This is a genomic window from Enterobacter cloacae complex sp. 2022EL-00981 (assembly GCF_028737495.1).
Taxonomy (GTDB): Bacteria; Pseudomonadota; Gammaproteobacteria; order Enterobacterales; family Enterobacteriaceae; genus Enterobacter; species Enterobacter cloacae.
On sequence record NZ_JAQZRK010000013.1, the window covers coordinates 93,699 to 120,074 of the forward strand.

Annotated in this window: 26 protein-coding genes, 1 tRNA gene and 2 pseudogenes; 12 read left to right on the top strand and 17 right to left on the bottom strand. The window is 55.5% G+C overall.

The window, feature by feature from the left end; genetic code table 11:
- Nucleotides 1-27 precede the first annotated feature (27 nt).
- A complete protein-coding gene (gene tesA / locus PUZ33_RS13340; RefSeq protein WP_058681197.1) occupies nucleotides 28-651 on the bottom strand; it encodes a multifunctional acyl-CoA thioesterase I/protease I/lysophospholipase L1 in 624 nt (207 codons plus the stop codon).
- Here tesA and ybbA point away from each other — a divergent pair.
- From ybbA to PUZ33_RS13355, 3 genes are all read left to right on the top strand, one after another.
- Nucleotides 622-1,308 carry a putative ABC transporter ATP-binding protein YbbA gene (gene ybbA / locus PUZ33_RS13345; protein WP_013095914.1) on the top strand — a complete coding sequence of 229 codons (687 nt, stop codon included), beginning with the start codon at nucleotides 622-624 and terminating at the stop codon, nucleotides 1,306-1,308. The genes tesA and ybbA overlap by 30 nt on opposite strands.
- Nucleotides 1,305-3,719 (top strand): putative ABC transporter permease subunit YbbP, encoded by a 2,415-nt coding sequence (ybbP, locus tag PUZ33_RS13350; protein ID WP_058681162.1) that lies wholly within the window; start codon nucleotides 1,305-1,307, stop codon nucleotides 3,717-3,719. Before ybbA ends, ybbP begins: the two co-directional genes overlap by 4 nt.
- A gap of 182 nt (nucleotides 3,720-3,901) precedes the next feature.
- Nucleotides 3,902-5,047, top strand: a complete 1,146-nt coding sequence (locus tag PUZ33_RS13355) for a porin (RefSeq protein WP_045292835.1) — start codon at nucleotides 3,902-3,904, stop codon at nucleotides 5,045-5,047.
- Nucleotides 5,048-5,170: 123 nt separating this feature from the next.
- Here PUZ33_RS13355 and mnmH read toward each other — a convergent pair whose 3' ends face one another.
- The 7 genes from mnmH to ppiB all read right to left on the bottom strand — a co-directional run bounded on the left by mnmH (nucleotide 5,171) and on the right by ppiB (nucleotide 9,893).
- On the bottom strand, nucleotides 5,171-6,241 hold the full coding sequence (mnmH, locus tag PUZ33_RS13360) for a tRNA 2-selenouridine(34) synthase MnmH (protein WP_058681161.1): 1,071 nt from the start codon (nucleotides 6,239-6,241) through the stop codon (nucleotides 5,171-5,173).
- 95 nt (nucleotides 6,242-6,336) lie between these two features.
- Nucleotides 6,337-7,404 carry a 5-(carboxyamino)imidazole ribonucleotide synthase gene (gene purK, locus PUZ33_RS13365; protein WP_038418826.1) on the bottom strand — a complete coding sequence of 356 codons (1,068 nt, stop codon included), beginning with the start codon at nucleotides 7,402-7,404 and terminating at the stop codon, nucleotides 6,337-6,339.
- Nucleotides 7,401-7,910: a 5-(carboxyamino)imidazole ribonucleotide mutase gene (purE, locus tag PUZ33_RS13370; RefSeq protein WP_040021485.1), complete on the bottom strand. Its 510-nt coding sequence runs from the start codon at nucleotides 7,908-7,910 to the stop codon at nucleotides 7,401-7,403. Before purE ends, purK begins: the two co-directional genes overlap by 4 nt.
- A gap of 161 nt (nucleotides 7,911-8,071) precedes the next feature.
- Nucleotides 8,072-8,257, bottom strand: coding sequence for a hypothetical protein (locus tag PUZ33_RS13375; protein ID WP_020685024.1), 186 nt, complete (start codon nucleotides 8,255-8,257; stop codon nucleotides 8,072-8,074).
- Nucleotides 8,258-8,322: 65 nt separating this feature from the next.
- Nucleotides 8,323-8,532 carry a YdgH/BhsA/McbA-like domain containing protein gene (locus PUZ33_RS13380; RefSeq protein ID WP_013095921.1) on the bottom strand — a complete coding sequence of 70 codons (210 nt, stop codon included), beginning with the start codon at nucleotides 8,530-8,532 and terminating at the stop codon, nucleotides 8,323-8,325.
- 140 nt (nucleotides 8,533-8,672) lie between these two features.
- Complete coding sequence (gene lpxH, locus PUZ33_RS13385) at nucleotides 8,673-9,395, bottom strand: UDP-2,3-diacylglucosamine diphosphatase (protein WP_029882625.1); 723 nt, start codon at nucleotides 9,393-9,395, stop codon at nucleotides 8,673-8,675.
- 3 nt (nucleotides 9,396-9,398) lie between these two features.
- Nucleotides 9,399-9,893 carry a peptidylprolyl isomerase B gene (ppiB, locus tag PUZ33_RS13390; protein ID WP_020685026.1) on the bottom strand — a complete coding sequence of 165 codons (495 nt, stop codon included), beginning with the start codon at nucleotides 9,891-9,893 and terminating at the stop codon, nucleotides 9,399-9,401.
- A gap of 174 nt (nucleotides 9,894-10,067) precedes the next feature.
- On the opposite strand from ppiB, the gene cysS reads away from it, so the two are divergent.
- Nucleotides 10,068-11,453: a cysteine--tRNA ligase gene (gene cysS / locus PUZ33_RS13395; protein ID WP_040021481.1), complete on the top strand. Its 1,386-nt coding sequence runs from the start codon at nucleotides 10,068-10,070 to the stop codon at nucleotides 11,451-11,453.
- A gap of 87 nt (nucleotides 11,454-11,540) precedes the next feature.
- On the opposite strand, the gene PUZ33_RS13400 is transcribed toward cysS, so the two are convergent.
- The 5 genes from PUZ33_RS13400 to folD form a co-directional block, all read right to left on the bottom strand.
- Nucleotides 11,541-12,062: a metal-dependent hydrolase gene (locus PUZ33_RS13400; protein WP_029882624.1), complete on the bottom strand. Its 522-nt coding sequence runs from the start codon at nucleotides 12,060-12,062 to the stop codon at nucleotides 11,541-11,543.
- 74 nt (nucleotides 12,063-12,136) lie between these two features.
- On the bottom strand, nucleotides 12,137-13,153 hold the full coding sequence (malI, locus tag PUZ33_RS13405; protein WP_058681159.1) for a Mal regulon transcriptional regulator MalI: 1,017 nt from the start codon (nucleotides 13,151-13,153) through the stop codon (nucleotides 12,137-12,139).
- An 83-nt stretch (nucleotides 13,154-13,236) separates the two neighbouring features.
- The gene (locus tag PUZ33_RS13410; protein ID WP_014830936.1) at nucleotides 13,237-14,736 is read right to left on the bottom strand and encodes a PTS transporter subunit EIIC; all 1,500 of its coding nucleotides are present in this window, start codon (nucleotides 14,734-14,736) and stop codon (nucleotides 13,237-13,239) included.
- A gap of 235 nt (nucleotides 14,737-14,971) precedes the next feature.
- The gene (gene ybcJ / locus PUZ33_RS13415) at nucleotides 14,972-15,184 is read right to left on the bottom strand and encodes a ribosome-associated protein YbcJ (protein WP_013095928.1); all 213 of its coding nucleotides are present in this window, start codon (nucleotides 15,182-15,184) and stop codon (nucleotides 14,972-14,974) included.
- Between the two features lies 1 nt (nucleotide 15,185).
- On the bottom strand, nucleotides 15,186-16,052 hold the full coding sequence (gene folD, locus PUZ33_RS13420; RefSeq protein WP_013095929.1) for a bifunctional methylenetetrahydrofolate dehydrogenase/methenyltetrahydrofolate cyclohydrolase FolD: 867 nt from the start codon (nucleotides 16,050-16,052) through the stop codon (nucleotides 15,186-15,188).
- A 310-nt stretch (nucleotides 16,053-16,362) separates the two neighbouring features.
- Here folD and fimA point away from each other — a divergent pair, with 310 nt between their 5' ends.
- The 6 genes from fimA to sfmF all read left to right on the top strand — a co-directional run bounded on the left by fimA (nucleotide 16,363) and on the right by sfmF (nucleotide 22,398).
- Nucleotides 16,363-16,926, top strand: a complete 564-nt coding sequence (gene fimA / locus PUZ33_RS13425; RefSeq protein WP_013095930.1) for a type 1 fimbrial major subunit FimA — start codon at nucleotides 16,363-16,365, stop codon at nucleotides 16,924-16,926.
- A 68-nt stretch (nucleotides 16,927-16,994) separates the two neighbouring features.
- Nucleotides 16,995-17,540: a type 1 fimbrial protein subunit FimI gene (gene fimI / locus PUZ33_RS13430; protein WP_013095931.1), complete on the top strand. Its 546-nt coding sequence runs from the start codon at nucleotides 16,995-16,997 to the stop codon at nucleotides 17,538-17,540.
- Nucleotides 17,541-17,574: 34 nt separating this feature from the next.
- Nucleotides 17,575-18,267, top strand: a complete 693-nt coding sequence (gene fimC / locus PUZ33_RS13435; protein WP_013095932.1) for a type 1 fimbria chaperone FimC — start codon at nucleotides 17,575-17,577, stop codon at nucleotides 18,265-18,267.
- A 14-nt stretch (nucleotides 18,268-18,281) separates the two neighbouring features.
- Nucleotides 18,282-20,846, top strand: a complete 2,565-nt coding sequence (locus PUZ33_RS13440) for a fimbrial biogenesis usher protein (RefSeq protein ID WP_013095933.1) — start codon at nucleotides 18,282-18,284, stop codon at nucleotides 20,844-20,846.
- 13 nt (nucleotides 20,847-20,859) lie between these two features.
- Nucleotides 20,860-21,864, top strand: coding sequence for a type 1 fimbria D-mannose specific adhesin FimH (gene fimH / locus PUZ33_RS13445; protein ID WP_058681158.1), 1,005 nt, complete (start codon nucleotides 20,860-20,862; stop codon nucleotides 21,862-21,864).
- A gap of 9 nt (nucleotides 21,865-21,873) precedes the next feature.
- Nucleotides 21,874-22,398 carry a fimbria assembly protein gene (gene sfmF, locus PUZ33_RS13450; RefSeq protein WP_013095935.1) on the top strand — a complete coding sequence of 175 codons (525 nt, stop codon included), beginning with the start codon at nucleotides 21,874-21,876 and terminating at the stop codon, nucleotides 22,396-22,398.
- A 51-nt stretch (nucleotides 22,399-22,449) separates the two neighbouring features.
- Here sfmF and fimZ read toward each other — a convergent pair whose 3' ends face one another.
- From fimZ to PUZ33_RS13465, 3 genes are all read right to left on the bottom strand, one after another.
- Complete coding sequence (gene fimZ, locus PUZ33_RS13455) at nucleotides 22,450-23,082, bottom strand: fimbria biosynthesis transcriptional regulator FimZ (protein WP_013095936.1); 633 nt, start codon at nucleotides 23,080-23,082, stop codon at nucleotides 22,450-22,452.
- An 805-nt stretch (nucleotides 23,083-23,887) separates the two neighbouring features.
- A complete protein-coding gene (locus PUZ33_RS13460; protein ID WP_058681157.1) occupies nucleotides 23,888-24,610 on the bottom strand; it encodes a helix-turn-helix transcriptional regulator in 723 nt (240 codons plus the stop codon).
- Nucleotides 24,611-24,634: 24 nt separating this feature from the next.
- A complete protein-coding gene (locus PUZ33_RS13465) occupies nucleotides 24,635-25,333 on the bottom strand; it encodes an EAL domain-containing protein (RefSeq protein WP_058681156.1) in 699 nt (232 codons plus the stop codon).
- A 278-nt stretch (nucleotides 25,334-25,611) separates the two neighbouring features.
- On the opposite strand from PUZ33_RS13465, the gene PUZ33_RS13470 reads away from it, so the two are divergent.
- Nucleotides 25,612-25,688: transfer RNA gene (locus tag PUZ33_RS13470), tRNA-Arg, on the top strand.
- Between the two features lie 15 nt (nucleotides 25,689-25,703).
- On the opposite strand, the pseudogene PUZ33_RS13475 reads toward PUZ33_RS13470, so the two are convergent.
- Nucleotides 25,704-25,873 (bottom strand): annotated as a pseudogene (locus PUZ33_RS13475) (integrase); the annotation flags it as partial.
- A 1-nt stretch (nucleotide 25,874) separates the two neighbouring features.
- On the opposite strand from PUZ33_RS13475, the pseudogene PUZ33_RS13480 reads away from it, so the two are divergent.
- Nucleotides 25,875-26,328: pseudogene (locus PUZ33_RS13480) on the top strand (recombinase family protein); the annotation flags it as partial.
- Nucleotides 26,329-26,376 lie beyond the last annotated feature (48 nt).

Genomic DNA, 26,376 nt, shown 5'->3' on the forward strand with positions numbered 1-26,376 from the left:
ACTTTACCTGTCAGGATCTCCGCTTAATCAGGAGTCATGGTTAACTAAAGGAGCCAGCCGCGTTGCCATCCAGTCGGCAATAAACGGCTGTGCATCGCGATTGGGGTGGATCCCGTCATCCTGCATCCAGTTGGGTTTGAGATAGACCTCTTCCATGAAAAATGGCAGCAGCGGAATATCAAACTCGTTGGCAAGCTTAGGGTAGATCGCGCTAAAGGCTTCATTATACCGACGACCGTAGTTGGCGGGCAGGCGAATTTGCATCAGCAGCGGCTGGGCGTTCGCCGCTTTAATGTCCTTCAGGATGGTGCGCAGGGTTTGTTCCGTTTGCTGAGGCTGGAAGCCACGCAATCCGTCGTTACCGCCCAGCTCCACCAGCACCCATCGCGGTTGATGCTGTTTGAGCAAAGCCGGCAGGCGCGACAAGCCCTGTTGCGAGGTATCACCGCTGATGCTGGCGTTGATAACAGACGTCTTGCTCTGCCATTTGTCATTGAGCAGAGCCGGCCAGGCCGCACTGGCCGCCATACGATAGCCTGCGCTGAGGCTGTCGCCGAGAACCAGTAACGTGTCCGCTGCCGCCGCGCGGAAAGTCATCAGAATCAAAAACAGGAAGGGCAAATGCCAGCGGAAAACATTGTTGAAGTTCATCGTCTTAAGAAGTCCGTCGGTCAGGGGGAACACGAGCTTTCCATCCTCACCGGAGTTGAACTCGTTGTCAAACCTGCCGAAACCATTGCGCTGATTGGCGAATCCGGTTCCGGTAAGTCCACGCTTCTGGCTATTCTGGCCGGACTGGACGACGGCAGCAGCGGCGAGGTTAACCTGGTCGGACAGCCGCTGCATCAGCTTGATGAAGAGGCGCGTGCCGCGCTACGTGCCCGTCACATCGGTTTTGTGTTTCAGTCCTTCATGCTGATCCCCACCCTGAACGCGCTGGAAAATGTTGAGTTGCCCGCGCTGCTGCGCGGAGAAAGCAGCCGTGAAAGCCGCGATCATGCGAAGGCATTGCTGGAACAGCTGGGGCTGGGGAAACGCCTTGACCATCTTCCGGCGCAGCTTTCCGGTGGAGAGCAGCAACGCGTGGCGCTGGCCCGCGCATTTAATGGTCGCCCGGAGGTGCTGTTTGCCGATGAACCCACCGGGAACCTGGACCGTAAAACCGGCGATAAGATTGCCGATCTGCTGTTCTCGCTCAACCGGGAACATGGCACCACGCTGATTCTGGTCACGCACGATCCGCAGTTGGCCGCCCGCTGCGATCGCCGCCTGCGGCTGGTCAACGGTGAATTGCAGGAGGAAGCATGATTGCCCGCTGGTTCTGGCGCGAGTGGCGCTCGCCTTCGCTGCTGATCGTCTGGCTGGCGTTAAGCCTGGCGGTAGCCTGCGTGCTGGCGCTGGGCAGCGTCAGCGATCGCATGGAGAAAGGGCTTAGCCAGCAAAGCCGCGAATTTATGGCGGGCGACAGGGCGTTGCAAAGCTCGCGCGCCGTCCCGCCGGGCTGGATCGACGAAGCGCGCAAGCGGGGGCTCAAGGTCGGGGAGCAGATAAGCTTCCAGACCATGACCTTTGCCGGTGACACGCCGCAGCTGGCCAGCGTCAAAGCCGTGGATAATATCTACCCGATGTACGGTGAACTGCAGACCAGTCCGCCAGGCGTCAAACCGAAAGCCGGTACGGTGCTGCTGGCACCGCGACTGATGGCGCTGCTGAACCTGAAAACAGGTGACAGCATCGACGTGGGGGACGCGACGCTGACCATTGCCGGGGAGGTGGTTCAGGAACCCGATTCCGGCTTCAACCCGTTCCAGCTCGCCCCACGCTTGCTGATGAACACCGCAGACGTGGCGAAAACCAACGCCGTCCAGCCGGGGAGCCGCGTCACCTGGCGCTATAAGTTTGGCGGCACGCCTGCGCAGCTGGAGGCGTATGAAAAATGGCTTCTGCCGCAGTTAAAACCGGAGCACCGCTGGTACGGGCTTGAGCAGGATGAGGGCGCGCTCGGCAAGTCTCTTGAACGCTCTCAGCAGTTCCTGCTGCTCTCGGCACTGTTAACCCTGCTGCTGGCCGTCGCGGCGGTTGCCGTGGCGATGGGACACTACTGCCGCAGCCGTTACGATCTGGTGGCGATCCTCAAAACCCTTGGCGCGGGCAGGGCGCAATTGCGGAGGCTGATTGTCGGCCAGTGGCTGATGGTGCTGGCGCTGTCGGCCGTCACCGGTGGGGCGACAGGTCTGCTGTTTGAAAAGCTGCTGATGATGCTCCTGAAACCGGTACTGCCTGCCGCGCTGCCGCCAGCAAGCCTCTGGCCGTGGCTGTGGGCGATTGGCGCGATGACCGTGATTTCATTGCTGGTGGGGTTGCGCCCGTACCGGCTCCTGCTCGCCACCCAGCCGCTGCGCGTGCTGCGCCGCGATGTGGTGGCCAGCGTCTGGCCGCTTAAATACTACCTGCCGGTGATGATAGCCGTGGTGATCGGGCTCCTTGCCTGGCTGATGGGCGGGAGTACCCTGCTGTGGGCCGTGTTGGTTGGGGCGGTGGTTCTGGCGCTGCTGTGTGGCGTGCTGGGCTGGGTATTGCTCACTGTTCTGAAAAGGATGACGATTAAATCCCTTCCCGTGCGGCTGGCGGTGAACCGTCTGCTGCATCAGCCGTGGTCAACGCTGAGCCAGCTTTCGGCGTTTTCGCTCTCGTTTATGCTGCTGGCGCTTTTGCTGGTGCTGCGCGGCGATCTGCTGGATCGCTGGCAACAGCAGCTTCCGCCGGAAAGTCCGAACTATTTTCTGATCAATATTGCTCCAGAACAGGTGACACCACTGAAGGGTTTTCTCTCTGAGCATCACATTATTCCCGAGTCGTTCTATCCGATCGTGCGTGCGCGCCTGACGCAGATCAACGGTCAGTCGACGGAGGGAAATAAAGATGAGTCGCTCAACCGTGAGCTAAACCTGACCTGGCAGGAGAAGCGCCCGGATCACAACCCGATCACCGCCGGAAGCTGGCCGCCAAAGGCCGGGGAAGTGTCGATGGAAGAGGGGCTGGCAAAGCGTCTGAATGTGAAGCTGGGAGATAGCGTGACCTTTACCGGCGACACGCAGGATTTCAGCGCCAGAGTGACCAGCCTGCGCAAAGTGGACTGGGAAAGCCTGCGGCCAAACTTCTTCTTTATCTTCCCTGTCGGGGCACTGGATGGACAGCCGCAGAGCTGGCTCACCAGCTTCCGCTGGGAAAACGGCAACGGCATGTTGACGCAGCTTAACCGGGAATTCCCGACGGTCAGCCTGCTGGATATTGGCGCGATACTGAAACAGGTCAGTCAGGTGCTGGAGCAGGTCAGCCGCGCGCTGGAGGTGATGGTGGTACTGGTGACGATTTGCGGCGTGCTGTTGCTGCTGGCACAGGTGCAGGTTGGCATGCGTCAGCGTCATCAGGAGCTGGTGGTCTACCGTACGCTGGGAGCCGGCAAGCGCCTGCTGAGGGCTACGCTGTGGAGCGAGTTCGCCCTGCTGGGGCTGGTGGCAGGCCTGGTGGCCGCCATTGGTGCTGAGGCGGCGCTGGCAGTGCTGCAGTCGAAAGTCTTCGACTTCCCGTGGGAGCCAGACTGGCGCCTGTGGCTGACGCTGCCGGTGTGCGGTGCGCTTTTGCTTTCACTTTGCGGCGGCTGGCTCGGAACGCGGCTGTTAAAAGGCAAAGCACTGTTCCGCCAGTTTGTCAGTTAGTTCACAGACGTGATGGTTGCGTACCGGTTTAAATGCTGGTGCGCAGCCCGTTAACAGCACAAATCGATAATACCCACTCATTTAGTAGCACAAAACATTAAAAACCCGCCCACACAGCCCGATTATTTCCAGTTAATATTCAGACGCTAAATATTTAGCAGCGTGTCTATTAAGGAAAAATAATGACTATAAAAACAACCGCGCTGGCGACAGCTATTGGCGCAGCAGTGGCATTAACCTCCTTCGCATCTCAGGCGGAAATCACGGTTCTTAAGCAAGATCCTCAGGCGGGTAACCCGCTGAGCCGTCTGAACTTTACCGTTGGCGGCAGTATTCGTCCTCAGTTCCAGAACATGACGGGCGACGACGGTAAAAACAGCTACAAACGTAACGGTTTCGACGGCGGCACCCGTTTCCGTTTTGCGGCAGATTACTATCTGTTCGACGACATCAGCTGGATCAGCTACTACGAACTGGGTGTGAATATCCCTGCCCAGTTCAACTGGGATCATCATTATGCTGAAGGTGCTCACGACACCACGCGCCGTATGCTCTACACCGGCCTGAAGAGCGACACCTGGGGTACGCTGACCTTCGGTCAACAGAACAGCGTGTACTATGATGTGGTGGGCGTGAAAACCGATATCTGGGACTACGACATGATCGGTCAGGCACCAGGTAACGGTATCAACGGCGACTACGATGGCTCTTATCGTTCACGCAATATGCTGAAATATAAGAAAACCATTGGCGATGCTGATATCTACGCCTCTTACCTGTTTGAAGACAGCGAATACCTGCCGGGCAACGGTCTGCGCTACAAGCGTAAAGGCGGCGGTTCCCTGGGTATCGATTACCACCTGACCACCGATCTGACCTGGGGCGCGGCATGGAACTACACCCGTGCGGATATGCGTAACCCGGACAACGGCGACAGCAAAACCTATGACCAGAACATCCTCGGTACCGCGCTCAGCTGGACACCGGATAACTGGACCTTCTCTGCTGGCGGCGGCTGGTACCAGAACTTCCTGACCACCAAAAAAGTGTCTGTTAACGACTACTTTGCCGGTGACGCATGGGGTATCGAATACTTCGCAGGGTACAAATTCCCAATCAATCAGTATGCGGTTAAATCCATCCAGCCATACTTCATGGGTGACCGTATCGAGTACGTGAACGGCCGTAACTACCAGCGCATCGACAACGGTGTGGGTATCAGCTTCCAGCTGGACTACGGTTTCCGTGTGGATTACGAACACGTGTTCACCTCCAGCACCGACAACCTGGGCGATATGAACCTGGTGCGTCTGCGTTACGACTTCTAAGGTCGAAGCACAGGGTGCGGTCTGATGCCCTCACCCTGACCCTCTCCCACAGGGAGAGGGTACAAACATTAAAAACGGCAACCAGGTTGTCGTTTTGCTTTTACCTCGCCACCCGGCTTTCTTTTAGCGATCAAGCCAGTCAGCGACCTCGCCATACGTCCCGCGATATACAATCTTTTCTGCCTTCTTCTCCAGCTGATAGCCGTACATCGGGTCGTAATAATCTCTGAGCAGCGGCGCAAGCCAGCTAAAGTGTGCGTCAGTGCTGCCAGAGCGTTGTTGTTCCAGCAGTGCGGAATCTAACAGCGTGGTGAATTCCGCATAACGCTGCAGCCCCAGACGGCGGCGAATGGCGAACAGACCGTGGTGCAGGTACTCGCTATACTCCTTCCAGCCTGCCTCTTCGCCGTAGGCGGCAGAAAAATCGGCCCACATATGGTCGAAATACTCTTCGCGCAGGCGCTCAAGACGAATGTCAAACGGATCCTCTACCACCACGATAGGGGCTTCGGCCATCCGGTCGCGCAGGCATTCCGGCAGATGGTTAGAGCCAATCATCCTGCCCTCATCCTCCAGCACCCAACGTGCGGCATCTTTTTTCAACAGCTCGACGGCCAGATGATTTTCAAAGCTTGCCTGGGAAAGCTGTGGCGTCAGCGTGCGGCCAAACGACGAGCCGCGATGGTGCGCCAGCCCTTCCAGATCGATCCCCTGCGCGTGCTGCTTCACCAGCAACGTTTTACCGTTTCCGGTACAGCCGCCGATAAGCACCATCGGTTTTTGTGACTGCTCAATGGTGACCTGAATCGCCGTCTGACGCAGGGCTTTATAGCCGCCGCGGATCAGCGGGTAATCCACGCCCGCCTCTTTCAGCCAGGCCTGCGTGATATGCGAGCGCTGTCCGCCGCGCGCGCAGCAGATAAAGCCCTCAGGACGGGCAAGACAGGCTTCGCGCCAGGCGTTGATCCGGGCCTCCCGCGTGTCGCCGTTCACCAGACTATGGCCGAGCGCCAGCGCAGCGTCGGGCCCCTGGCGTTTGTAGCAGGTCCCCACGGCGGCGCGTTCGTCGTCGTTCATTAAAGGCAGGTTGATTGCCGCAGGCATCGCACCCTGCGCAAATTCGATCGGCGCGCGAACGTCAATCAAAGGGGTATCGGACGCGAGTATCGCGCGATAATCCGTTCCATCGTTCATGGTTATTCCAGAAATCAAAACAGCAATGGAGGGGGATTTTACGCGCGTGAGGAGAGGCCGGGGAAGGGGAAGATCAACTCCCCGGCAATTATCGCTTATTTGAGCTTTGATTGCGCCCAGACAATCCCGCTTGCGTATTCCGGCGGCAGGAGAGGGATCATCGCTTCCAGGGTAGCGCTCAGGCGGCCTGCGTCGCTGTCGTTCAGGTTCAGGTGACCCACTTTACGCCCCGGACGAACCTCTTTGTCGTACCAGTGCAGGTGCACCAGCGGCAGCTTCAGCCAGTCGTAGTTCAGGTCGGTACCGATCAGGTTGAGCATCACTGAAGGGCTATTAACCACCGGCTGCGGCAGCGGCAGGTCAGTAATGGCGCGCAGGTGCAGCTCAAACTGGCTGATTGATGCGCCGTTTTGCGTCCAGTGACCGCTGTTGTGAACGCGCGGTGCCAGTTCGTTGATCAGCAGACCAGACGGCGTTACAAAACACTCCATCGCCATCACGCCCACATAACCCAGTTCATGCATAATGGCCGAGAGCATCTCTTCCGCCTGGGCCTGCTGTTCAGCATTGGCCTGCGGGAAGGCGACGCTGGTGCGTAAGATCCCGTCCTGATGCAGGTTATGGGTCAGAGGATAAAATACGGTACGCCCGTCGTGGCCGCGAGCGCCAACCAGCGACACTTCACCGCTGAAGTTGATGCCCTGCTCAACGATGCACTCTCCGTAGCACTCTTCCGGCAGTTCGGCGGTTTCGTGCGCGCGCAAACGCCACTGTCCGCGGCCGTCATAACCGCCGACGCGACGCTTTACAATCGCCAGTTCGCCCAGCATTGCGAAGACATCGTTCCATTCGCTTTTATCAGACAGCAACTGCCACGGCGCGGTCGCCAGTCCGAGCTTGTCGAACAGCTGTTTTTGCGTCAGACGGTCTGCAATGATCGGGAACACGTCGCGGTTCACAAAAGCGTTATGGCGCGCCAGTTCGCGGGTCAGCGCGGTTTCCGGCCAGCGTTCAATCTCAGCGGTAATGACGCTCTGGTGGAACGGCACGGCTTCGGGTTCGGCATCCAGACCGACCGGCCAGACGGCAATACCCAGCGGTTCACCGGCCTGGCGCAGCATGCGGCCTAACTGACCGTTACCGAGGACGCAAACCTGCTTCATGCCGCACCCCGCGGGTCCGGGTTGTCCAGCACTTCGTCGGTCTGGGCTTTACGCCAGTCCGCCAGACGTTGAAGTAAGGCTTTATCGTGCGTCGCCAGGATCTGCGCCGCCAGCAGAGCCGCGTTTGCCGCGCCCGCTTTGCCGATGGCCAGCGTACCCACAGGAATACCACGCGGCATCTGCACGATGGAGTAAAGGCTGTCGACACCGCTCAGTGCGGCGCTCTGCACCGGAACACCCAGTACCGGCACCAGCGTTTTGGCGGCAATCATGCCCGGCAGATGTGCTGCGCCACCCGCACCAGCAATGATCACCTCGTAACCGTTCTCTTGCGCGCTTTCGGCAAAGCTGAACAGTTTATCCGGCGTGCGGTGTGCGGAAACCACTTCAACGTGGTGAGGAACATTCAGGATTTCAAAGATTTCGGCGGCGAACTGCATGGTAGCCCAGTCGCTTTTGGACCCCATCACGATGGCGACACGCGCCGGATTATTGCGGGAAGACATGCGTCTTAAAACTCCTGTGGTGCGAAACACACTGCTTTCGAGGGCACAGAGAATAGCATGTAATACGGGCAAGGAAAACGGTTGCGCGGTTAAAAACCGAGCCGTTGTGGTGCACAGGGAATAACAAAACAGACCGCATTCAGGCGGTCTGTTTTGAGAGGTTACTGAAGATCCCCTGCGGTCAGGTTCTCTTTGTCGAATGCGTGGCTGACATCAATATGATTCACCATGCTGGTGTCGATATTCGAGCCGGCTTCCGGTACACAGAAGCCATTCTCTGCTGCTATCGCGCCAGCGGACAGTCCAGCGGCCAGCAGCAGGGCACTTACGATGCTGATTTTTTTCATTCTCTTTCCTTACTCATCGTCTTGTCGCTGTCGCGGATCTACTGGCGGCACGGCAAACGGCGATCTTATTTAGTCAGTTCTGCAGTCATGTGCACGCGGTTATTGAACTGTGCGCTGGTGATTTTGTAAGACGCGCCCTGTTCAGCAGCCTGAGCGGCAATTTTCGCTTCTGCACGATCCAGAGTTGAGGCTGTCGCGCTAACGCTTTGTGCGAAAGAACCGAAAGAGATCAGAGACAGAGCGGCAACTGCAACGAAAGTTTTGATAGATTTCATGGTCGTAATCCTTAAGTGTTTTGTTTGGGATAGGGCGTGTTGCCCTGATGTGATAAATGATAGGCCGACCACGGGCTGATTAAAATCGAAACAATTTGCCGATATTGTTCAAAAAAATAGAATGAGTTTTGCGGGAGAGATTAAAACGGGAAAGCGATCAGTTCCACACCTTCAGGCGTGACTTTCACCATCGATCCTTCGCTGTGCCACGCGCCCAGTACCACACGGTGAGCCGGTTCGCCGTTGGCGACCAACGTATGCACGTCGGGACGGTGGGTATGACCGTGGATTAACCACTGGACGTGGTGTTTCTCCATCACGTTGACCACTGCCTGCGGGTTGACGTCCATGATGGTCATCGACTTACTGCTGTTGGCGGCTTTACTGCCCGCGCGCATTCTGGCGGCGATACGGTTACGGATAAACAGCGGCAGGGCAAGGAACACCTTTTGGATCCACGGGGTGTGGACCTTCGCGCGAAACGCCTGATAGCCGGTATCGTCCGTACAGAGCGTGTCACCGTGCATGATCAGGACTTTTCGACCATAGAGGTCAAGCACCTGTTCTTCTGGCAGCAGCGTCATGCCGCTTTCCCGGGCGTAGCGAGGGCCGACCAGAAAATCGCGGTTGCCGTGAATGAAGTAGCAGGGAACGCCGGAGGTGACCAGCGCGTGAATGGCGGCAGCCATTTCACGGTGCAGCGGGTTGGGGTCGTCGTCGCCGATCCAGGCTTCAAACAGGTCGCCAAGGATGTAAAGCGCGTCGGCGTGTCTGGCTTCACCCGCTAAAAAACGCAGAAAACCGGCGGTGATCGCCGGTTCTTCTGTTTGCAGGTGCAAATCTGCAATAAAGAGTGTCGCCACGAATTACTCGCTGACGGTCACGCTGGTAATCACAACGTCTTCTTTTGGAACGTCCTGGTGCATGCCGCTGCGGCCGGTGGAAACAGCTTTGATCTTGTCGACCACGTCCATGCCTTCAACCACTTCTGCGAATACGCAGTAGCCCCAACCCTGCAGGCTTTCGCCGGAGAAGTTCAGGAAGTCGTTGTCAGCCACGTTGATGAAGAACTGCGCGGTGGCAGAGTGAGGTGCCTGAGTACGCGCCATCGCCAGCGTGCCGCGGGTGTTTTTCAGGCCGTTATTGGCTTCGTTTTTGATCGCTTCTTTTGTTTCTTTCTGCTTCATACCCGGTTCAAAACCGCCGCCCTGGATCATAAAGCCGTTGATCACACGGTGGAAAATGGTGTTATTGTAGAAACCTTCGCGGCAGTAGTCCAGGAAGTTTTTAACTGTTTCAGGCGCTTTGTCATCAAAGGTTTTGATTACGATATCGCCATGATTAGTGTGGAAAGTAACCATTTTTGCATCCTGTTCCGTTATTGTGGTACGTCGACCCGCGTTCGGGTCAGATATAGGGGCCTGTTATAGCATAACCACAGGATGCGATCACCTTGCATTGTGTGCTGCTTCGGGTTTGAATTACGGGTAGAATACCCGGTTTTCGTCCACACACGTGTTTACATGGAATCTTCGATGTTAAAAATCTTTAATACAATGACGCGCCAGAAAGAGGAATTTAAACCTATCCATGCCGGGGAAGTCGGCATGTACGTGTGTGGTATTACGGTTTACGATCTCTGTCATATCGGCCATGGCCGTACCTTTGTCGCATTCGATGTCGTGTCGCGTTACCTGCGTTTCCTCGGGTATAACCTGAAGTACGTGCGTAACATCACCGATATTGACGACAAAATCATCAAGCGCGCTAATGAAAATGGCGAAAGCTTTGTCGCACTGGTGGATCGTATGATCGTTGAGATGCACAAGGATTTCGACGCGTTAAACATTTTGCGCCCGGACAGCGAGCCGCGTGCGACCCACCATATTCACGAAATTATCGAGATCACGGAAAAGCTGATTGAACGCGGCCACGCATACGTTGCGGACAATGGCGACGTGATGTTCTCAGTGCCAACCGATCCTACCTACGGCTCGCTTTCCCGTCAGGATCTTGACCAACTGCAGGCTGGCGCCCGCGTTGACGTGGTTGACGTGAAGCGTAACCCAATGGACTTCGTGCTGTGGAAGATGTCCAAAGAGGGCGAACCAAGCTGGCCATCTCCATGGGGAGAAGGGCGTCCGGGCTGGCACATTGAGTGCTCGGCGATGAACTGCAAACAGCTGGGCAAACATTTTGACATTCACGGCGGCGGTTCAGACCTCATGTTCCCGCACCACGAAAACGAAATCGCGCAGTCCACCTGTGCGCACGGCGGCGAGTATGTGAACTACTGGATGCACTCCGGGATGGTGATGGTTGACCGCGAGAAGATGTCTAAATCGCTGGGCAACTTCTTCACCGTGCGTGACGTGCTGAAGTATTACGATGCGGAAACCGTACGTTACTTCCTGATGTCAGGCCACTACCGCAGCCAGCTGAACTACAGTGAAGAGAACCTGAAACAGGCACGCTCTGCGCTGGAGCGTCTGTACACTGCGTTGCGCGGTACCGACAAGTCCGTGGAGGCCGCGGGCGGCGAGGCGTTTGAGGCCCGCTTTGTTGAGGTGATGAACGATGATTTCAACACCCCGGAAGCCTACTCGGTGCTGTTCGATATGGCGCGTGAAGTCAACCGTCTGAAGTCAGAAGATATGGCGGCGGCGAATGCGCTGGCTTCTCACCTGCGTAAACTCTCTTCCGTGCTTGGCCTGCTGGAACAGGAGCCGGATACCTTCCTGCAGAGCGGTGCGCAGGCGGATGACGGCGAAGTGGCAGAGATTGAAGCGCTGATTAACGCGCGTCTGGAAGCCCGTCAGGCGAAAGACTGGGCGGCAGCGGATGCGGCGCGCAATCGCCTGACCGAGATGGGGATCATCCTGGAAGATGGCCCACAGGGGACCACCTGGCGCCGTAAGTAAGTCCGCAACGCCCGGTGGCGCTTCGCTTACCGGGCCTACAAAAGCACGACCGTAGGCCGGGTAAGGCGTAGCCGCCACCCGGCTTTTTTACCTCCGTCGCCACCACAACAACCCCATCAGCACCACTCCCGGCAGCCACACCCACAGTAGTTCAGAGATAATCACCTGATGCCCGTACGGCGTGGTATAGCGCGACAGGGCAAACGGGGCGACCTTAATCACCTGCCACGGCGCAAAGAACCGTTCATCTGACCACGGCCACAGCCAGCCGACGCCCTTGCCGCCGGTGGTGACGGAATCCAGCAGGCTGTGCGACAGCAGCGACACGGTTAAAAACAGCCAGCAGCGCGTCAAACTTGCCCTGAACCATCGTCGCCCGACCAGTACGCAGAGTATCGGCACCACGAAGGCAAACAGCAGTGAATGGGTAAAGCCGCGATGGCCGAAAACATTGCCGTAAGCAACGCCGAACTTAAACGCCAGCACGTCGGCATCGGGCAGCATCGCGAGCACGACACCGGCGAAAAGCAGGCGGGGAGGAATAACCCGGGTTCCCAGGCCTAAGCCCAGGCAAAGCGGAACAGCAGCGTGAGTGATAACGGTAGGCATCGTAATTTTCCATGACAAATCATGGGAATATAGCAGCGATTTCGCTGAAACTGACCTGTGCTAAATTCCGATTTTTACGCCGATTCCCGCGCGATAAGCTGGCCGGAGAGGGTAATGCGCTGCGTCTGCAGCTCTGGCTCTTTCAGCTTACGGATGATAAGACCCGCCGCCTGGCGGCCTGTCTCGTCACTGGCGGAGGAGACATAGGTAAACGACGGCGAGGTCAGGTTGACGTGCAGCATATCTTCAAAGCCCACCAGCGCGACCTGCTGCGTCAGAAACACGTCTTTTCCCACGGTACGGCCCACCTGATGAATGCCGCTAATGCAGCCGATCATCGCATCCGGTGAATGGCAGAGCAGGGCGGTGATGGTGTTGTTTTTCTCAAGCAGCTGGCGGGTCGCCATTGCGGCGGCTTGCGTGTCATCGCTGCAGGCCGGGGAGCTTTCATCGCGCCACACCAGCCCGTTCTGGGTCATTGCGCTGCGAAATCCAAGCAGGCGTTGTTCGCGAATAAGGCAGCCTTCCCGTCCGCCAATGTAGGCGATGTTGCGGTGCCCGCGCTCGATAAGATAGCGTGCGGCCAGGTTCGCCGCCTGACGGTTATCGCGCATCACCAGGTTGCATTTTTCATCCAGCAGAGACTGCGAGACCACCACCAGCGGCAGAGGACACTGGCGGATCTGCTCCGGCAGGGTTGGGGAGCGCGTATCCGACGCGAGATAGATCACGCCCGCCACGCCCTGTTGCTTAAAGGAGAGCAGGGTGCGCTCTAAATGCTCCCGATCGTTCAGCGGCTGGCCGAGAAAAACCATATAGCCCTGCTTCTCCAGCTCCTGGACGATACTCGCCATGACTTTGATGGAAAAACTGTCGCTGAAATCACGCAGGATCAGGCCGATCAGGTTGGAGGTGTTGGCGCGAAGGTTAGCAGCGGCAACGTTATGAACATAGCCCAGCGTCGTGATGGCGGCATTGACCTTCTCGATCGTTGCTTCGGAGATTTTCCCTTTCTGGCGCAGCACCAGCGATACGGTAGAGACCGACACACCCGCGTGCTTTGCGACATCAATGATGCTGACTTTCTTCAAAACCGCTCCCTGAAATTTACCGATTATCAGCCAGATACGACACGTCTCTCAGCCTACAGGAGACGTGTCGTTCCGGCATCTTATTATTTGCCAATCATGGTGGACATGGTCTGGGCGATAAACTGTGCTCTGGCACCGAAAATCACCTGAATTCCGTTATCACCCACGAAGACCACGCCGCGAGCGCCGAGTCCGTTCAGGCCATCTTTATCCACCGCATCACTTTTTGCCACTTCCAGGCGCAGACGGGTGATACAGGAGCCAACGGAATCGATGTTGTGCGCACCGCCCAGCAGGGTAATGATTTCGGTGGCGAGTTCAGAATCGGATTTATCATCCGCGCTGGCGGTCACTTCGGTACGGCCCGGCGTTTTCACGTCAAAGCGACGGATCACGAAACGGAAGGTGAAGTAATAAATCAGGCCCATCGGAATACCAATGATAATGGCATTGAGGAAGTTGGTCTGATAGCCGTTGAATGACGGCAGGATCCCGAATGACAGATAATCGATAAAGCCTGCCGAGAACGACTTGGCGATATGGGCGTGCAGCAGATACATGGTCATGTACGCCAGGCCCGCCATAATGGCGTTAAAGACGTAGAGGATCGGCGCGACGAAGATGAACGTGAACTCCACCGGCTCGGTGATCCCCGTCAGGAAGCAGGTGAGTGCCGCCGAGAACAGAATACCGGCCGCGATTTTTTTATTTTTGGTATGCGCTTCATGATACATCGCCAGACACGCCGCAGGCAGGGCAAACAGCATCAGCGGGAATTCACCCTGCATGAACTTACCGGCGTTCTGGTAGGTGTCGCTGCTGAAGGATTTCACCCCTTCTTCCAGCATCTTGAACCAGATGGTCTGGTCGCCGTGGATCACCTGGCCCGCCTGAGTGGTGTAATCACCAAATGAATACCAGAAAGAGGGATACCAGATATGGTGCAGACCGAGCGGGATGAGGGCGCGTTCGACCAGACCGAAGATAAAGGTTGAGGCGGCCTGATTATCGCCGTTCACCACCACGGAGAGCGCGTCGATGCCTGCCTGAATGTGTTGCCAGACGTAGGGCAGCAGCAGACCGAGCAGGAACGAGAGAAACGCCGTGGCAATCGCCACAAAGCGTTTGCCGGAGAAGAAGCCAAGGAACTCCGGCAGCTGCATGGTGTGGAAACGGTTATAGCACCACGCCGCCAGAATACCGCAGATAAGCCCGCCAAAGACGCCCATCTGCAGCGTCGGGATGCCGACCACCATGGCGTATTTGCCTCCCTGAGAGGCCATTTCCGGCGTAATGCTCAGCACGGTGCTGATGGTGATATTAGTAACAAACACCGAGACGGCGGCAGACAGTGCGGCAATGCCGGATTCCGATGCCAGACCCACGGCGGAGCCAATGGCAAACAGCATTGGCAGGTTATCAAAGATAACCCCACCCGCGTTCATCATCAGCGGCAGATGAAACTTATCGCCAAAGGCCAGCAGCAGGCCCGCAGCGGGAAGCAGTGAAATTGGCAGCATTAAGGCGCGACCAATCATCGATAACTTAGACAGCGATTTAACAAACCCTGATATCAGACTCATGCTGATTTCCCCCGAGAAGCGCTTTTTTTGGCGCTGTTATTGTAAGTAGAACGTTTTAGTAGAACGTTCTACTTATCGTGGGCAAAGCGTGAAAAACGCGCAACTCAATTTTCACTTTTCAACAGATGAAATAGTGATTATTTGAAGTTGATCGATAATTAACCGTGATAGGTGTGCGGGGATTGTTATCCCCTCTCCCGGCCGGGAGAGGGTTAGGGTGAGGGCATCAGACGGCTCAGGCCGTAACGGTCACGCTCTGACCTTCAAAGCTGACGGTCTGACCGGCAACAATCTTGCAGCGCTTACGCGTTTCTACCACGCCGTCGACGAAAACCAGCCCGTCGGCAATGGCAATCTTGGCCTGCGCACCGCTCTCGCTCCAGCCTTCCAGCTTCAGCAGATCGCACAGCTCAACGTGTGGATGTTTACCTAATGAAAATGTCGCCATGTTACGCGTCCTCTACGTCGTGATACTCCTCGCATGCCTGCAAGGTATTCTGAATCAGGGTTGCTACGGTCATTGGGCCTACGCCGCCCGGTACCGGGGTGATGTAAGAGGCACGCGCTGCGGCATCTTCATAAACCACGTCGCCAACCACTTTGCCGTTTTCCAGACGGTTAATCCCGACGTCCACGACAATCGCCCCTTCCTTAATCCATTCCCCGGGAATGAAGCCCGGCTTACCGACCGCGACGATCAGCAGATCGGCATTCTCGACGTGATGACGCAGGTTTTTGGTGAAGCGGTGGGTCACGGTGGTGGTGCAACCGGCCAGCAGCAGCTCCATGCTCATCGGACGGCCCACGATGTTGGAGGCGCCAATGACTACGGCGTTCAGTCCGTAGGTGTCAATGTTATAACGCTCCAGCAGCGTCACGATGCCGCGTGGGGTGCAGGGACGCAGGCGCGGCGCGCGCTGGCACAGACGGCCAACGTTATACGGGTGGAAACCGTCCACGTCTTTATCCGGCGCGATACGCTCCAGTACCTTCACGTTGTCGATGCCTGCCGGCAGCGGCAGCTGGACCAGAATACCGTCGATCTCTTTATCGGCATTCAGGGTGTCAATAAGTTCCAGCAATTCTGCTTCGGTGGTGGTTTCTGGCAAATCGTAAGAGCGGGAGACGAACCCCACCTCTTCACACGCTTTGCGTTTGCTGCCGACATAAATCTGCGATGCCGGGTTGCTACCAACCAGCACAACGGCGAGCCCTGGTGCGCGAAATCCAGCCGCTTTACGCGCCTTCACTTTTTCCGCGACCTCAGAGCGCACCTGCTGCGCAATCGTTTTACCGTCAATAATCTTTGCTGCCATCAGAGAGAAGATTCCGTCTGTAACGTTTGAAAGGGGGGATGGCCTGTATTTTGTCAGAAGCGAGCGCCGCTGTCAGTCACCCTTTGCGAGTTTTCCTCCGGCGGGCGTAAAGACCCTTCCCGGATGATGGTCAATTTCTTAGGCAGGATTAGGATGTGACCTGGTAAAATGGCAGCGTTTTGACATATTTAAAAATAGTTTCCTGAGCTACTTTGTCTCCTCCGAAATAAGCTTTCAATTTTTCAATTGAACGTATTTCTTATTCCCGATTATTCGCGGGAAGGGTTATTTACATTTTAAAGGAATAGACATGAAACTCAGCAACATTGCTTCTACTGTTATTGCTTCACTGGCCCTGGTCGCGGGTGCCGCTCACGCTGCCGATCCGGTTACGCCAGTTTCCGTAAATGGCGGTACCGTGCATTTTAAAGGTGAACTGGTTAATGCTGCATGTTCAGTAAATACCGATTCTTCCGAGCAGACTGTTAATCTCGGTCAGTACCGTACCGCGAAATTCACCAAAGTGGGTGATACCACCACCAATATTCCATTCACCATCGAACTGAACGATTGCGATCCGCTGGTGGCGAAAACGGCTGCTGTGGCGTTCACCGGTCAGATCGACGCAACTGACAAAACCCTGCTGGCAGTGACTTCAGGTAGCAACGACAACACCGCGAAAGGTGTTGGTATCGAGATCCTCGACAGCAAATCCAGCGTTCTGACGCCAGACGGTGCCACTTTCTCTGCTGCGCAGAACCTGATCCAGGGCACCAACACCCTGAACTTCAGCGCGCGTTATAAAGCCACTGCTGCGACCACTGAACCAGGCCAGGCAAACGCTGACGCCACTTTCGTTATGAAATACGAATAATTCCTCCGTACAGGGATGTTTTGGCCTCAGGGATGAGGCCCGTCATACGCTCAGGCCAGGAACGAAGGATGACAAGGACAGGAACACTACTGCTGTTAACCCTTGCGATGGCTTCCCAGGCATTCGCCCATACGGTGGTGATTGACGGCGGCAAAGTACACCTCCGGGGTGAACTGGTGAACGGCGGCTGCGCCGTGGCGCCGGACAGCCAGAATATGCGCATCGATATGGGACAATACCGGACCAACTCGTTTTCCGGGGTGGGCAGTTTTTCCACCGTTAATGTGCCTTTTACCGTGCGGCTGCTGGATTGCAGCGTGGATGTCTCACGCACCGTCGGGATCCAGTTCCAGGGCATCACGCCCGCGGAAGACCCGCAGGTTTTTCTGGCAACATCGCGCCCCGGTGAAACACCCATCAGCAGCGGGGTGGGGCTGGCTCTCTTTGACGAACAGCAGCGTCAGATAATCCCCAACGCCACGGCGGTCAGCTGGCTGCCCATTGATACCCGCGAGCTTGCGTTTCATTTTAGCGCCCGATATCGGGCTATTTCCGAACACCTTGTGCCAGGCAATATTCAGTCGGATGTCTGGTTTACGTTGATTTATCCATAACACCTGCGAACACATTATTAAAGGTACGGTTTTGATGAATACCCTAATTAAACCAGGACTGATTTTATCGTTTATTTTAATGATGGTTTCTGCAAGCGCGAATGCGTCCGGCGGTATTGCACTTGGAGCCACGCGCGTTATTTATCCGGCAGATGCTAAACAAACTTCACTGGCGATCACCAACAGTAACAAGCAAGAACGCTATTTAATTAACGCGTGGATCGAAAACGCAAACGGGCAAAAAGAAAAAACCTTTGCCGTCACGCCACCCCTGTTTGTCAGCGAGCCGGACAGCGAAAACACGCTGCGCATTATTTACGCCGGGCCTGCGTTGCCCGCCGATCGTGAATCGCTGTTTTACATGAACGTGAAAGCGATCCCGTCAGTGAACAAAGCCAAAACCGAAAACAACAACGTGCTGCAACTGGCCATCCTGTCGCGTATCAAGCTTTTTGTGCGCCCGAATAACCTGGCAATGCAGCCGGAAGAGGCGCTCTCTCAGCTGCGCTTTGAGCGCGTTGGCTCGCATCTGAAGATCAGCAACGCCTCACCGTATTACATCACGCTGGTCAATCTGAAGCTGGGCGGACAGACGCTGGATAACATCATGATTGCGCCAAAAAATTCGGCACAGCAGGCGCTGCCGGCTGGTGCGGGCGGTACGCTCTCCTGGCAGAGCGTCAATGACTACGGTGCCATTACTCCGGCGCGTAGCGTCAACCTGTGAGCAGAGTCAGGGCGATGAATAATCATCAATGGCGTTACTGCCCGGTTGCACTGGCGCTGATGGCAACGCTCTGGCCGCAGTCGGGCTGGAGCGAAAGCTACTTTAACCCGGCCTTTTTGTCCGATGATACCGCCAGCGTGGCGGATTTATCGCGTTTTGAACAAGGTCACCAGCAGGCACCCGGCGTGTATCGCGTGGATATCTGGCGTAACGATGAGTTTATCGCGACCCAGGACGTGCGCTTTGAGCAGGCCGACGATACGCCACCGGTGGCGGGCGGACTGGCGCCGTGCATCACACGTAAAATGCTGGAACGGTTTGGCGTTAACCTCGCCGCGTTTCCCGAGCTGGTAAAGGTGCAGGACGACACCTGTGTCCCGCTGGCGACAGCGATCCCCGGCAGTCTGGTCGCATTTAACTTCGCCTCGCAGCGTCTGAATATCAGCCTGCCGCAGGTGGCGATGCAGAACAGCGCCCGTGGCTATATCCCGCCTGAACAGTGGGATGAAGGGATCCCCGCCGCGCTGTTGAACTACAGCTTTACCGGCAACCGGGGAAGCGAGGATGACAGCTACTATCTGAACCTGCAGAGCGGGCTGAACTATGGCGCCTGGCGTTTACGCAATAACGGCGCCTGGCGTTATACGCAAAACAACGGTCAGCGGCACAGTAACTGGCAGAACATCGGCACCTGGGCGCAGCGCACCGTCATTCCGCTCAAAAGCGAGCTGGTGCTGGGCGACAGCAATACCGGCAATGATGTCTTTGACAGCGTCGGTTTCCGCGGCGGGCGGCTTTTCTCGTCCGACAGCATGTACCCGGACAGCCTGCAGGGCTACGCGCCAACCGTGCGCGGTATCGCCCGTACCCCGGCCAAAGTGGTTGTTCGCCAGAACGGCTATGTTATCTACCAGAGCTATGTCCAGCCTGGCGCGTTTGCCATTACCGATCTGAACCCTACCTCTTCAAGCGGCGATCTGGAAGTGACCGTAGAAGAGAAGGACGGCAGCCAGCAACGCTATACCGTGCCGTACTCCACCGTGCCGCTGTTGCAGCGTGAAGGTCGCTGGAAGTATGACCTCGTGGCCGGGGATTACCGCAGCGGTAACAGCGATCAGGACACGCCGTTCTTCACCCAGGGCACGCTGATTACCGGTCTGGCCAATGGTTACACGCTCTACGGCGGTACGCAGCTGGCGTCGCGCTATACCGCGGTGGCCATTGGCGCCGGGAAAAACCTCGGTGACTGGGGGGCTGTGTCGGTCGATATCACCCATGCCCGCAGCCAGCTGGCGGACGACAGCCGCCATGAGGGCCAGTCCCTGCGTTTCCTGTATGCAAAATCACTCAACGGATTCGGCACCAACTTCCAGCTGCTGGGCTATCGCTACTCCACTAAAGGGTTTTACACCCTGGATGATGTGGCCTGGCGTTCGATGGAAGGCTATCAGTATGCCGACAGCAAGGATGATGACGGCGTGCCGGACGTGCAGAGCTATCACAACCTGACGTGGAATAAAAAAGGGCGCTTCCAGCTCAATATCTCTCAGTCGCTGGGTGATTACGGCTCAGTCTATGTCTCCGGCAGCGAGCAGACCTACTGGGGCACCAGCCAGTCTAACCTCTGGTATCAGCTCGGCTATGCCGGAGGTGTAAAAGGGATCAACTACTCCCTGTCATGGTCGTGGAACAAGTCCGTCGGGATAGAGGGCACGGACCGGATCGCGTCCTTTAACGTCTCGGTGCCGTTCAGCCTCTTTACCCGTCAGGGATATCGCCGGGACAGCGCCATCGATCGCGCTTACGCCACGGCCTCAGCCAGCCGCAACAGCGACGGTGATACCAGCTGGCAAACCGGGGTCAGCGGCACCCTGCTGGAAGATCGCAACCTGAACTACAGCGTTACGCAGGGGCACACCAGCACCAACGGCTCAAGCGGTAGCGCCAGCGCAAACTGGCAGGCGACCTACGGCACGCTGGGGGTGGGCTACAACTACGCGCGCGATCAGCACGATCTCAACTGGCAGCTCTCCGGTGGGGTGGTGGGCCATGCCGACGGCGTCACCTTCAGCCAGCCGCTGGGCGACACTAACGTTCTGATCAAAGCGCCGGGAGCCTCGGGCGTCAGCGTGGAAAACCAGACCGGGGTGAAAACCGACTGGCGAGGCTACGCGGTCATGCCGTATGCCACCGTCTACCGCTATAACCGCGTGGCGCTGGATACCAACTCCATGAGTAACAACACCGACATCGAAAATAACGTCAGCAGCGTAGTACCGACCAAAGGTGCGCTGGTGCGCGCCAGCTTCGATACCCGTATCGGCGTGCGTGCCCTGCTGACCGTGACCCGCGGCAACCAGCCTGTGCCGTTTGGTGCCGTGGTCCGTGAAACCCAGAGCGGGGTCACCAGTATGGTGGGCGATGACGGGCAGATTTACCTGAGCGGGCTGCCGCTGGAAGGGGAGTTGCTTATTCAGTGGGGCAATGGGATGCAGTCCCAGTGTCGTGCGCACTATCGTTTATCGCCTGAAAGCCAAAACCAGGCCATTACCATGGCGGGGGCAAGCTGTGACCGTTAACAGGAACCCAAAGATGCGCAGTTTACGCAATGTGTTTAGCTTAGCGCTGCTCTGCAGCACGATGCCCGCTTGGGCGACGGTTTGCCAGAACGCCACGGGCGTGCCGAAGGATATCTCATACGATCTTTCAAACGTCTTTAACAGTTCCAATAACAAACCGGGGCAGATTGTGACCCTTGCGCAAAAATCCGGGCTGGTGGGCGTGAACGCCATTTGCCCTAAAGGAACAACCGGAAAGTCCACGATGCGTAGTTATGTCACCAGCCTGCCGATAACGACGGTAATTGATGGCTATAAGTATGTGAAGCTGAATGACTACCTTGATGGCGCAATGCAGATCCACGATGACTACGCGGGCACCTTCTATCCACCGTCAAATTATATTCAGATGGGGCAGCACCCTAACGTTCCGAACAACAAAGCGTTTCCTGTCACCGATTCGAAGCTGGTCTTTCGTCTGCGGGTCACACGGCGGTTTATCAACATGGTGGTGATCCCCCAGCAGACCATGTTCACCGTCTATGTCACCACCACGTCATCCGATCCGCTGAATACGCCGGTCTATACCATCAGCTACAGCGGCACCATTCAGGTACCACAAAGCTGTGCGATTAACGCCGGGCAGGTGGTGGAGTTTGATTTTGGTGATATTGGCGCGTCGTTGTTCAGCCAGGCGGGGGCCGGCAATCGTCCTCAGAACGTCTCACCACAAAGCAAAACCATTGCCATTAAGTGCACCAATGTGGAGGCCAATGCGTATCTGACGATGCGCATCGAGGCGGAAAAAATCTCGGGCAATGCGCTGGTTTCCGATAACCCGGATTTAGGGTTTGTCGTGGCGAACGATAGCGGTACGCCTCTGACGCCTAACAACCTGAACAGCAAAATTCCGTTCCGTCTGGATGACAGCGCGCAGGCGCAGGTGGGGATCCGGGTCTGGCCGGTGAGCATTACGGGGAATAAGCCAGCAGAAGGCCGGTTCACCTCTCGCGGCTATCTGCGCGTGGATTACGATTAAGGGGAAGAGATGGGGAACTGGAAATGGCCTTTCGCTGCGCTGGCCCTGACGATGTGTCAGGCAAACGCGTGGTCAGCCACAGCGCTGGGCGAGATCAATATTCAGATGTACGGCAATATCGTTGATTTTACCTGTGTGGCAGAGGGCAGCGACAGCGACAAAACCGTCACACTGGGCACCTGGCCGACGAAGCAGCTCAGCACCACGGGGAGCCGCACGCAGCCCATGCCCTTCACGCTGAAGCTGACAGGCTGTCCGCCAGGCTCGGCATCAATTACGTTTTCCGGGAAAACTGACGGGAGTGACAGCGGATTGCTGGCGTTGAATGACGCCAGTACGGCGAATAACGTCGCGGTGGAGATCAGGGATGCGGATAAAACACGTCTTGCGTTACAGCAGGCCAGCCAGCCGGTGGCGGTAGATGCGCAGGGTAATGCCGTGTTGTCATTTTATGCTAATTATATTGCCACAGCGGATAACCCCCGACCCGGACGCGCCGATGCGGATGCCACATTTATGATTAATTATAATTAGCGCTGACCGCACTCCCTGCAACTCAGATAAACTGCAGGGAGTGAATTCAGGTTATAGCAGCTCGTGTGCCTTGGCGTAATCAATTAATTCCACAATGCTTTGCACACCGAGCTTGGAATAAATATTGGATTTGTGCGCGCTAATGGTTTTGTTGCTTAATAGCAGCTGTTCGGCAATTTCCTTATTCGATAAGCCATTCGCCAGATACCGCAGTACGGTGACCTCACGGTTCGATAATGGCATATCGGATGCCATCCCTTTCCCTGAGCCCAGGTGATTAATAAAGTTCAACGTTTCCGACGGGAAAAAAGAATAGCCCATCAGAATCATTTCCACGGCGTTGTAGATCTCACCTAAATCTTTTCGTTTACTGACAAACCCATTTGCCCCGGCGCGGATGGCGCGGCCCGCGTAAAAGGACTCCGATTTGGAAGAGAGGAACAGGACCTTTATGTCTTTGTTTAAGTTTCTGATTCTTTTCAATAAAGCGAAGCCATCGGTGCCCGTAAGTTCAATGTCCAGGATCACCAGATCGATGGCGTGATTGCGGATACAGTCGAGAACTTCATGGCTGTCGCCAGACTTCAGTTTGACTGTGATATTTTTATTTTTCTGTAGCAGGACTTCTATCGACATTCTGACGATAGGATGTTCGTCCATAATGATAACGGATGCCGGTTTCATTTTTTATGCCTCAGATTGTTAAAAGCGTTATGCTGAGTTTGGTTCAAACTCTCGAAATGCCGGAAGGATAAATTTGCAGATCCTTATAGGGTGGTATTTCCCTGGAAAGAGCGAAAGCATCCTTGTTAACGTAGTGGTAATGTCATTGCCTCAGCGCGGTCATCTCATTTGGCTGGTGGCGGCAAAAAGGTTTTTCTTATTCATAATTGGTACGCGTCTTATTATACCGTGTAAGTTTTCTCCGAAAAGCCTGCAGATTAATTCATGATTATTGATTTGTATTATCTTCTGGATCTGAATGGCTATTTTTTTAAATTTAGCGGAAATGTCCTGTTATTCCATTTACCGCATCTTTTCATCTTTATGTAATAACAAAAAATAACAGATACCACTATATGTTGCAAAGTTGTTAATGAAATGACGGGGCAGTAAAACGTCTCACCTGCTGCTGAAGTGGCGTGAATTTGCACAGATAGCGCGTCTCATCCTCATCCCGATACCTCCCCCCGATATCAGAAAAATACTATGCCGGAAGAGCAAAATCTTCTGCGGCCTTCGCTTTAAGCGCCAGGGGCGTGCAACCAAATTGCTTGTTTTTACATCATTATCATCCTGTTAACGGAACCATCAATCCCTTAACGCATGGATGAAAGTGCTGCGCTTTACTTATTCTTTAATATTTCACGTGGTTCAGAGTCAGAAATTAGGAATAGTTGTAATTTCGAGATTTATGTTAACAGATAACATAAAATTAACATTTTCAGTAAGTAACTTCCTAAAGATCTTTAGGAAATAAGGGGTTAGGTTAAGAGTAAAACGGGCAGTCGGAGAGATTATTGAGAAGATGCAGCAGTTCCTGGCGATGGCTAAGCCCGAGCTTCACCAGAATGCAGCTCAGGCGATAGATAATGCGGCTGTAGGAGCGATTCTGCAGCAGGGCGATCTGACGTAGTGACTTCCCCCGCGACAGCTCCTGTAAAATGGGCCACTCGCCGCGAGAGAACCACTCTTTACTGGAGCCCTGTGGAGGGCTGATGTCCATCAGGCTGTGCTGGAGTGCCGCCGCCGTTGACTGGCGTTCAAGGACATGAAACGGCCCCGCCGCTTTACAGAACAGACGGGTGTCGTAATTATCCGCCCTGACCAACAGATACGGCGTGAGAAAGGGCGGATACAGGCTGTGTCTTCTCAGCTGATCCAGCTTTTCCATAAGCGCCGTGGTGCGGCTTTCAATATCTACCACCAGACGGGCTGCAGGCCACTGGTTGAGCGCCTGAAAGGCTTCGTCCAGCGTCGGGTAGTCGCTACAGCTGCTCAGGGGAAACTGGCCGTTCAGAAAACCGGTGCGCAGGAAATGATCTTCCGTGACCAGAATAATAAAGGGCGCGTCTGTTTTGCGATGTTGGTGGATGGACTGGCTCAAAAATTCGAGCCGGTCGAAAAAGGGGGGAGCAAAAGGCGAGTGCGTAAATCCCAGTGCATCACTTCCTGTACGCCGCCGCCGGTAACGGCGCACTGTCATTCGCATGGCTTCCCTCCTGGAAATGGCTTTTTATTCCTCCGGCCATGTCCAGGACGGCCAGTAGTACCCCTGGCCGAGTCCTGCTCCTGCCTGTCGTGCCCGGCTATGATCCTTTTCAGTCTCAATACCTTCAATAAGCACGTTGTCGGCAAGCTGAAAGCAACGTGTCACCAGTTGCCCGAGCGCAGGGGTGGCGCGTAAACGCCAGAATGCTTCCTTGTCGATTTTTATGCCGGTTAACGGCAGCCGGCAGGACAAAAACGGTTGGACGATCGCTTCATCAATATCATCCAGCCAGATACCGTGGCCTTGTCTTCTGAGCTGCAGCAGGCGCTGGTGAACGTCCTGCCGTTTTGTGTCAGACAGCGCCAGAAAGCGTGCCGGGTCGACAATTTCTATATTCAGCGGTGCGGCAGGCAGCCGGAGAAGCCGCTGAAAGGCATCCGGCTGCGTTAATACGGTTATCGGCAGATTGACGTAAAGATTATGACAGTGCGGGGTATTTTTTAGCGCGACAAGTTGCGCTTCAAGCAGCGTAAGTGACCACTCCGCAGACCGATCGTTGAAAAATGCTTCGCTTTGCTCTCTTGCTGACAGAACGCTCAGCACTTCCACCCCAACCTGGCGCTGCGAGGAGAGGGCGACGATAGGCTCAAGTTTGATGCCCGCAATGTCCTGAGAGAGGTGCTGTAAGCCGGGGGACGTATCGATCAGGTTTTGCGCTGTCACTCCATTGTCCTGTTGTCTGTCAGCCTCCAGGCGGCCGGGATACCTCACACTAGTGTGACGAGCTGGCGCTCAGGAAAACAGCAGGCGTTACTTAAATGCAGCTAAGCCTTTTCGCAGCGCTAAATTCTACGAAAGAAAGGCCGGGAATGTTGAAAAAACAGCCATATTTACAATCAGCTAGCCCTAATCGGAGGTGAAAACGGAAAAGGCATTGACTCACCTGCCATTGACCGTATAATTCTTCGCGTTTCACCACCGCGAAGTTCACTCTTCTCAGTGCGCCCTTAGCTCAGTTGGATAGAGCAACGGCCTTCTAAGCCGTAGGTCGTAGGTTCGAATCCTACAGGGCGTGCCATTTAAAAACAGGCGCTTACGCCAGTTTCAAACCAGCCTGATTTTCTCCTTGTGTCGTATTTGTGTCATGGTTGCCAAAAATGTCATCAATTTTCCGTGCGTGTTCGCTTAATTGGTTCGGTGCCAGGTGACCATTTCGATAGACTCTCATCCTCCAGTTTCCTGCAGAACGGACAGCGGTACGCCGAAGTCGAAACGGCCGGGGCTGGATAAGAAGATGAAGTTATTGCGGCCAGGTGACACTGTCATTGTCTGGAAGCAGGATCGGCTTGGACGCTCACGCATACACCTCATCGATTTACTGCGCTAATTCGGGCTAATAATATTGAATTTGTCTCAATCACCGAAGGAATAAGGATCAGTACTTCAATCGGCCGATTCGCATACACAATGCTAAGTACTGCGGCTGAGATGGAAAGAGAAAATATAATTGAAAGAACGAGAGCAGTTTTAGCCATGGCAGGGCAAAGGGGATAATAGGTGGGAGGCGTCCGAAGCTGACTCAGGAGCAATGGGCGCATGTAGGGCGACTAATAGCGAATGGCGTGGACAGGAAGCAAGTAGCGATAATTTATGATGTGGCTGTGTGTACTTTGTATAAAAAATTTCCCGTTCTGACTGTCGCAACTGCTGATACATAAAGAGCTATTGATTGTCGTCTGAACGAATGTATTATTATTGAAAAGTAT

Coding starts and splice junctions, on each gene's coding strand:
- ybbA (WP_013095914.1), top strand. CDS start 622: ATGCCAGCGGAAAACATTGTTGAAGTTCATCGTCTTAAGAAGTCCGTC.
- tesA (WP_058681197.1), bottom strand. CDS start 651: ATGAACTTCAACAATGTTTTCCGCTGGCATTTGCCCTTCCTGTTTTTG.
- ybbP (WP_058681162.1), top strand. CDS start 1,305: ATGATTGCCCGCTGGTTCTGGCGCGAGTGGCGCTCGCCTTCGCTGCTG.
- PUZ33_RS13355 (WP_045292835.1), top strand. CDS start 3,902: ATGACTATAAAAACAACCGCGCTGGCGACAGCTATTGGCGCAGCAGTG.
- mnmH (WP_058681161.1), bottom strand. CDS start 6,241: ATGAACGATGGAACGGATTATCGCGCGATACTCGCGTCCGATACCCCT.
- purK (WP_038418826.1), bottom strand. CDS start 7,404: ATGAAGCAGGTTTGCGTCCTCGGTAACGGTCAGTTAGGCCGCATGCTG.
- purE (WP_040021485.1), bottom strand. CDS start 7,910: ATGTCTTCCCGCAATAATCCGGCGCGTGTCGCCATCGTGATGGGGTCC.
- PUZ33_RS13375 (WP_020685024.1), bottom strand. CDS start 8,257: ATGAAAAAAATCAGCATCGTAAGTGCCCTGCTGCTGGCCGCTGGACTG.
- PUZ33_RS13380 (WP_013095921.1), bottom strand. CDS start 8,532: ATGAAATCTATCAAAACTTTCGTTGCAGTTGCCGCTCTGTCTCTGATC.
- ppiB (WP_020685026.1), bottom strand. CDS start 9,893: ATGGTTACTTTCCACACTAATCATGGCGATATCGTAATCAAAACCTTT.
- cysS (WP_040021481.1), top strand. CDS start 10,068: ATGTTAAAAATCTTTAATACAATGACGCGCCAGAAAGAGGAATTTAAA.
- PUZ33_RS13400 (WP_029882624.1), bottom strand. CDS start 12,062: ATGCCTACCGTTATCACTCACGCTGCTGTTCCGCTTTGCCTGGGCTTA.
- PUZ33_RS13410 (WP_014830936.1), bottom strand. CDS start 14,736: ATGAGTCTGATATCAGGGTTTGTTAAATCGCTGTCTAAGTTATCGATG.
- ybcJ (WP_013095928.1), bottom strand. CDS start 15,184: ATGGCGACATTTTCATTAGGTAAACATCCACACGTTGAGCTGTGCGAT.
- folD (WP_013095929.1), bottom strand. CDS start 16,052: ATGGCAGCAAAGATTATTGACGGTAAAACGATTGCGCAGCAGGTGCGC.
- fimA (WP_013095930.1), top strand. CDS start 16,363: ATGAAACTCAGCAACATTGCTTCTACTGTTATTGCTTCACTGGCCCTG.
- fimI (WP_013095931.1), top strand. CDS start 16,995: ATGACAAGGACAGGAACACTACTGCTGTTAACCCTTGCGATGGCTTCC.
- fimC (WP_013095932.1), top strand. CDS start 17,575: ATGAATACCCTAATTAAACCAGGACTGATTTTATCGTTTATTTTAATG.
- PUZ33_RS13440 (WP_013095933.1), top strand. CDS start 18,282: ATGAATAATCATCAATGGCGTTACTGCCCGGTTGCACTGGCGCTGATG.
- fimH (WP_058681158.1), top strand. CDS start 20,860: ATGCGCAGTTTACGCAATGTGTTTAGCTTAGCGCTGCTCTGCAGCACG.
- sfmF (WP_013095935.1), top strand. CDS start 21,874: ATGGGGAACTGGAAATGGCCTTTCGCTGCGCTGGCCCTGACGATGTGT.
- fimZ (WP_013095936.1), bottom strand. CDS start 23,082: ATGAAACCGGCATCCGTTATCATTATGGACGAACATCCTATCGTCAGA.
- PUZ33_RS13460 (WP_058681157.1), bottom strand. CDS start 24,610: ATGCGAATGACAGTGCGCCGTTACCGGCGGCGGCGTACAGGAAGTGAT.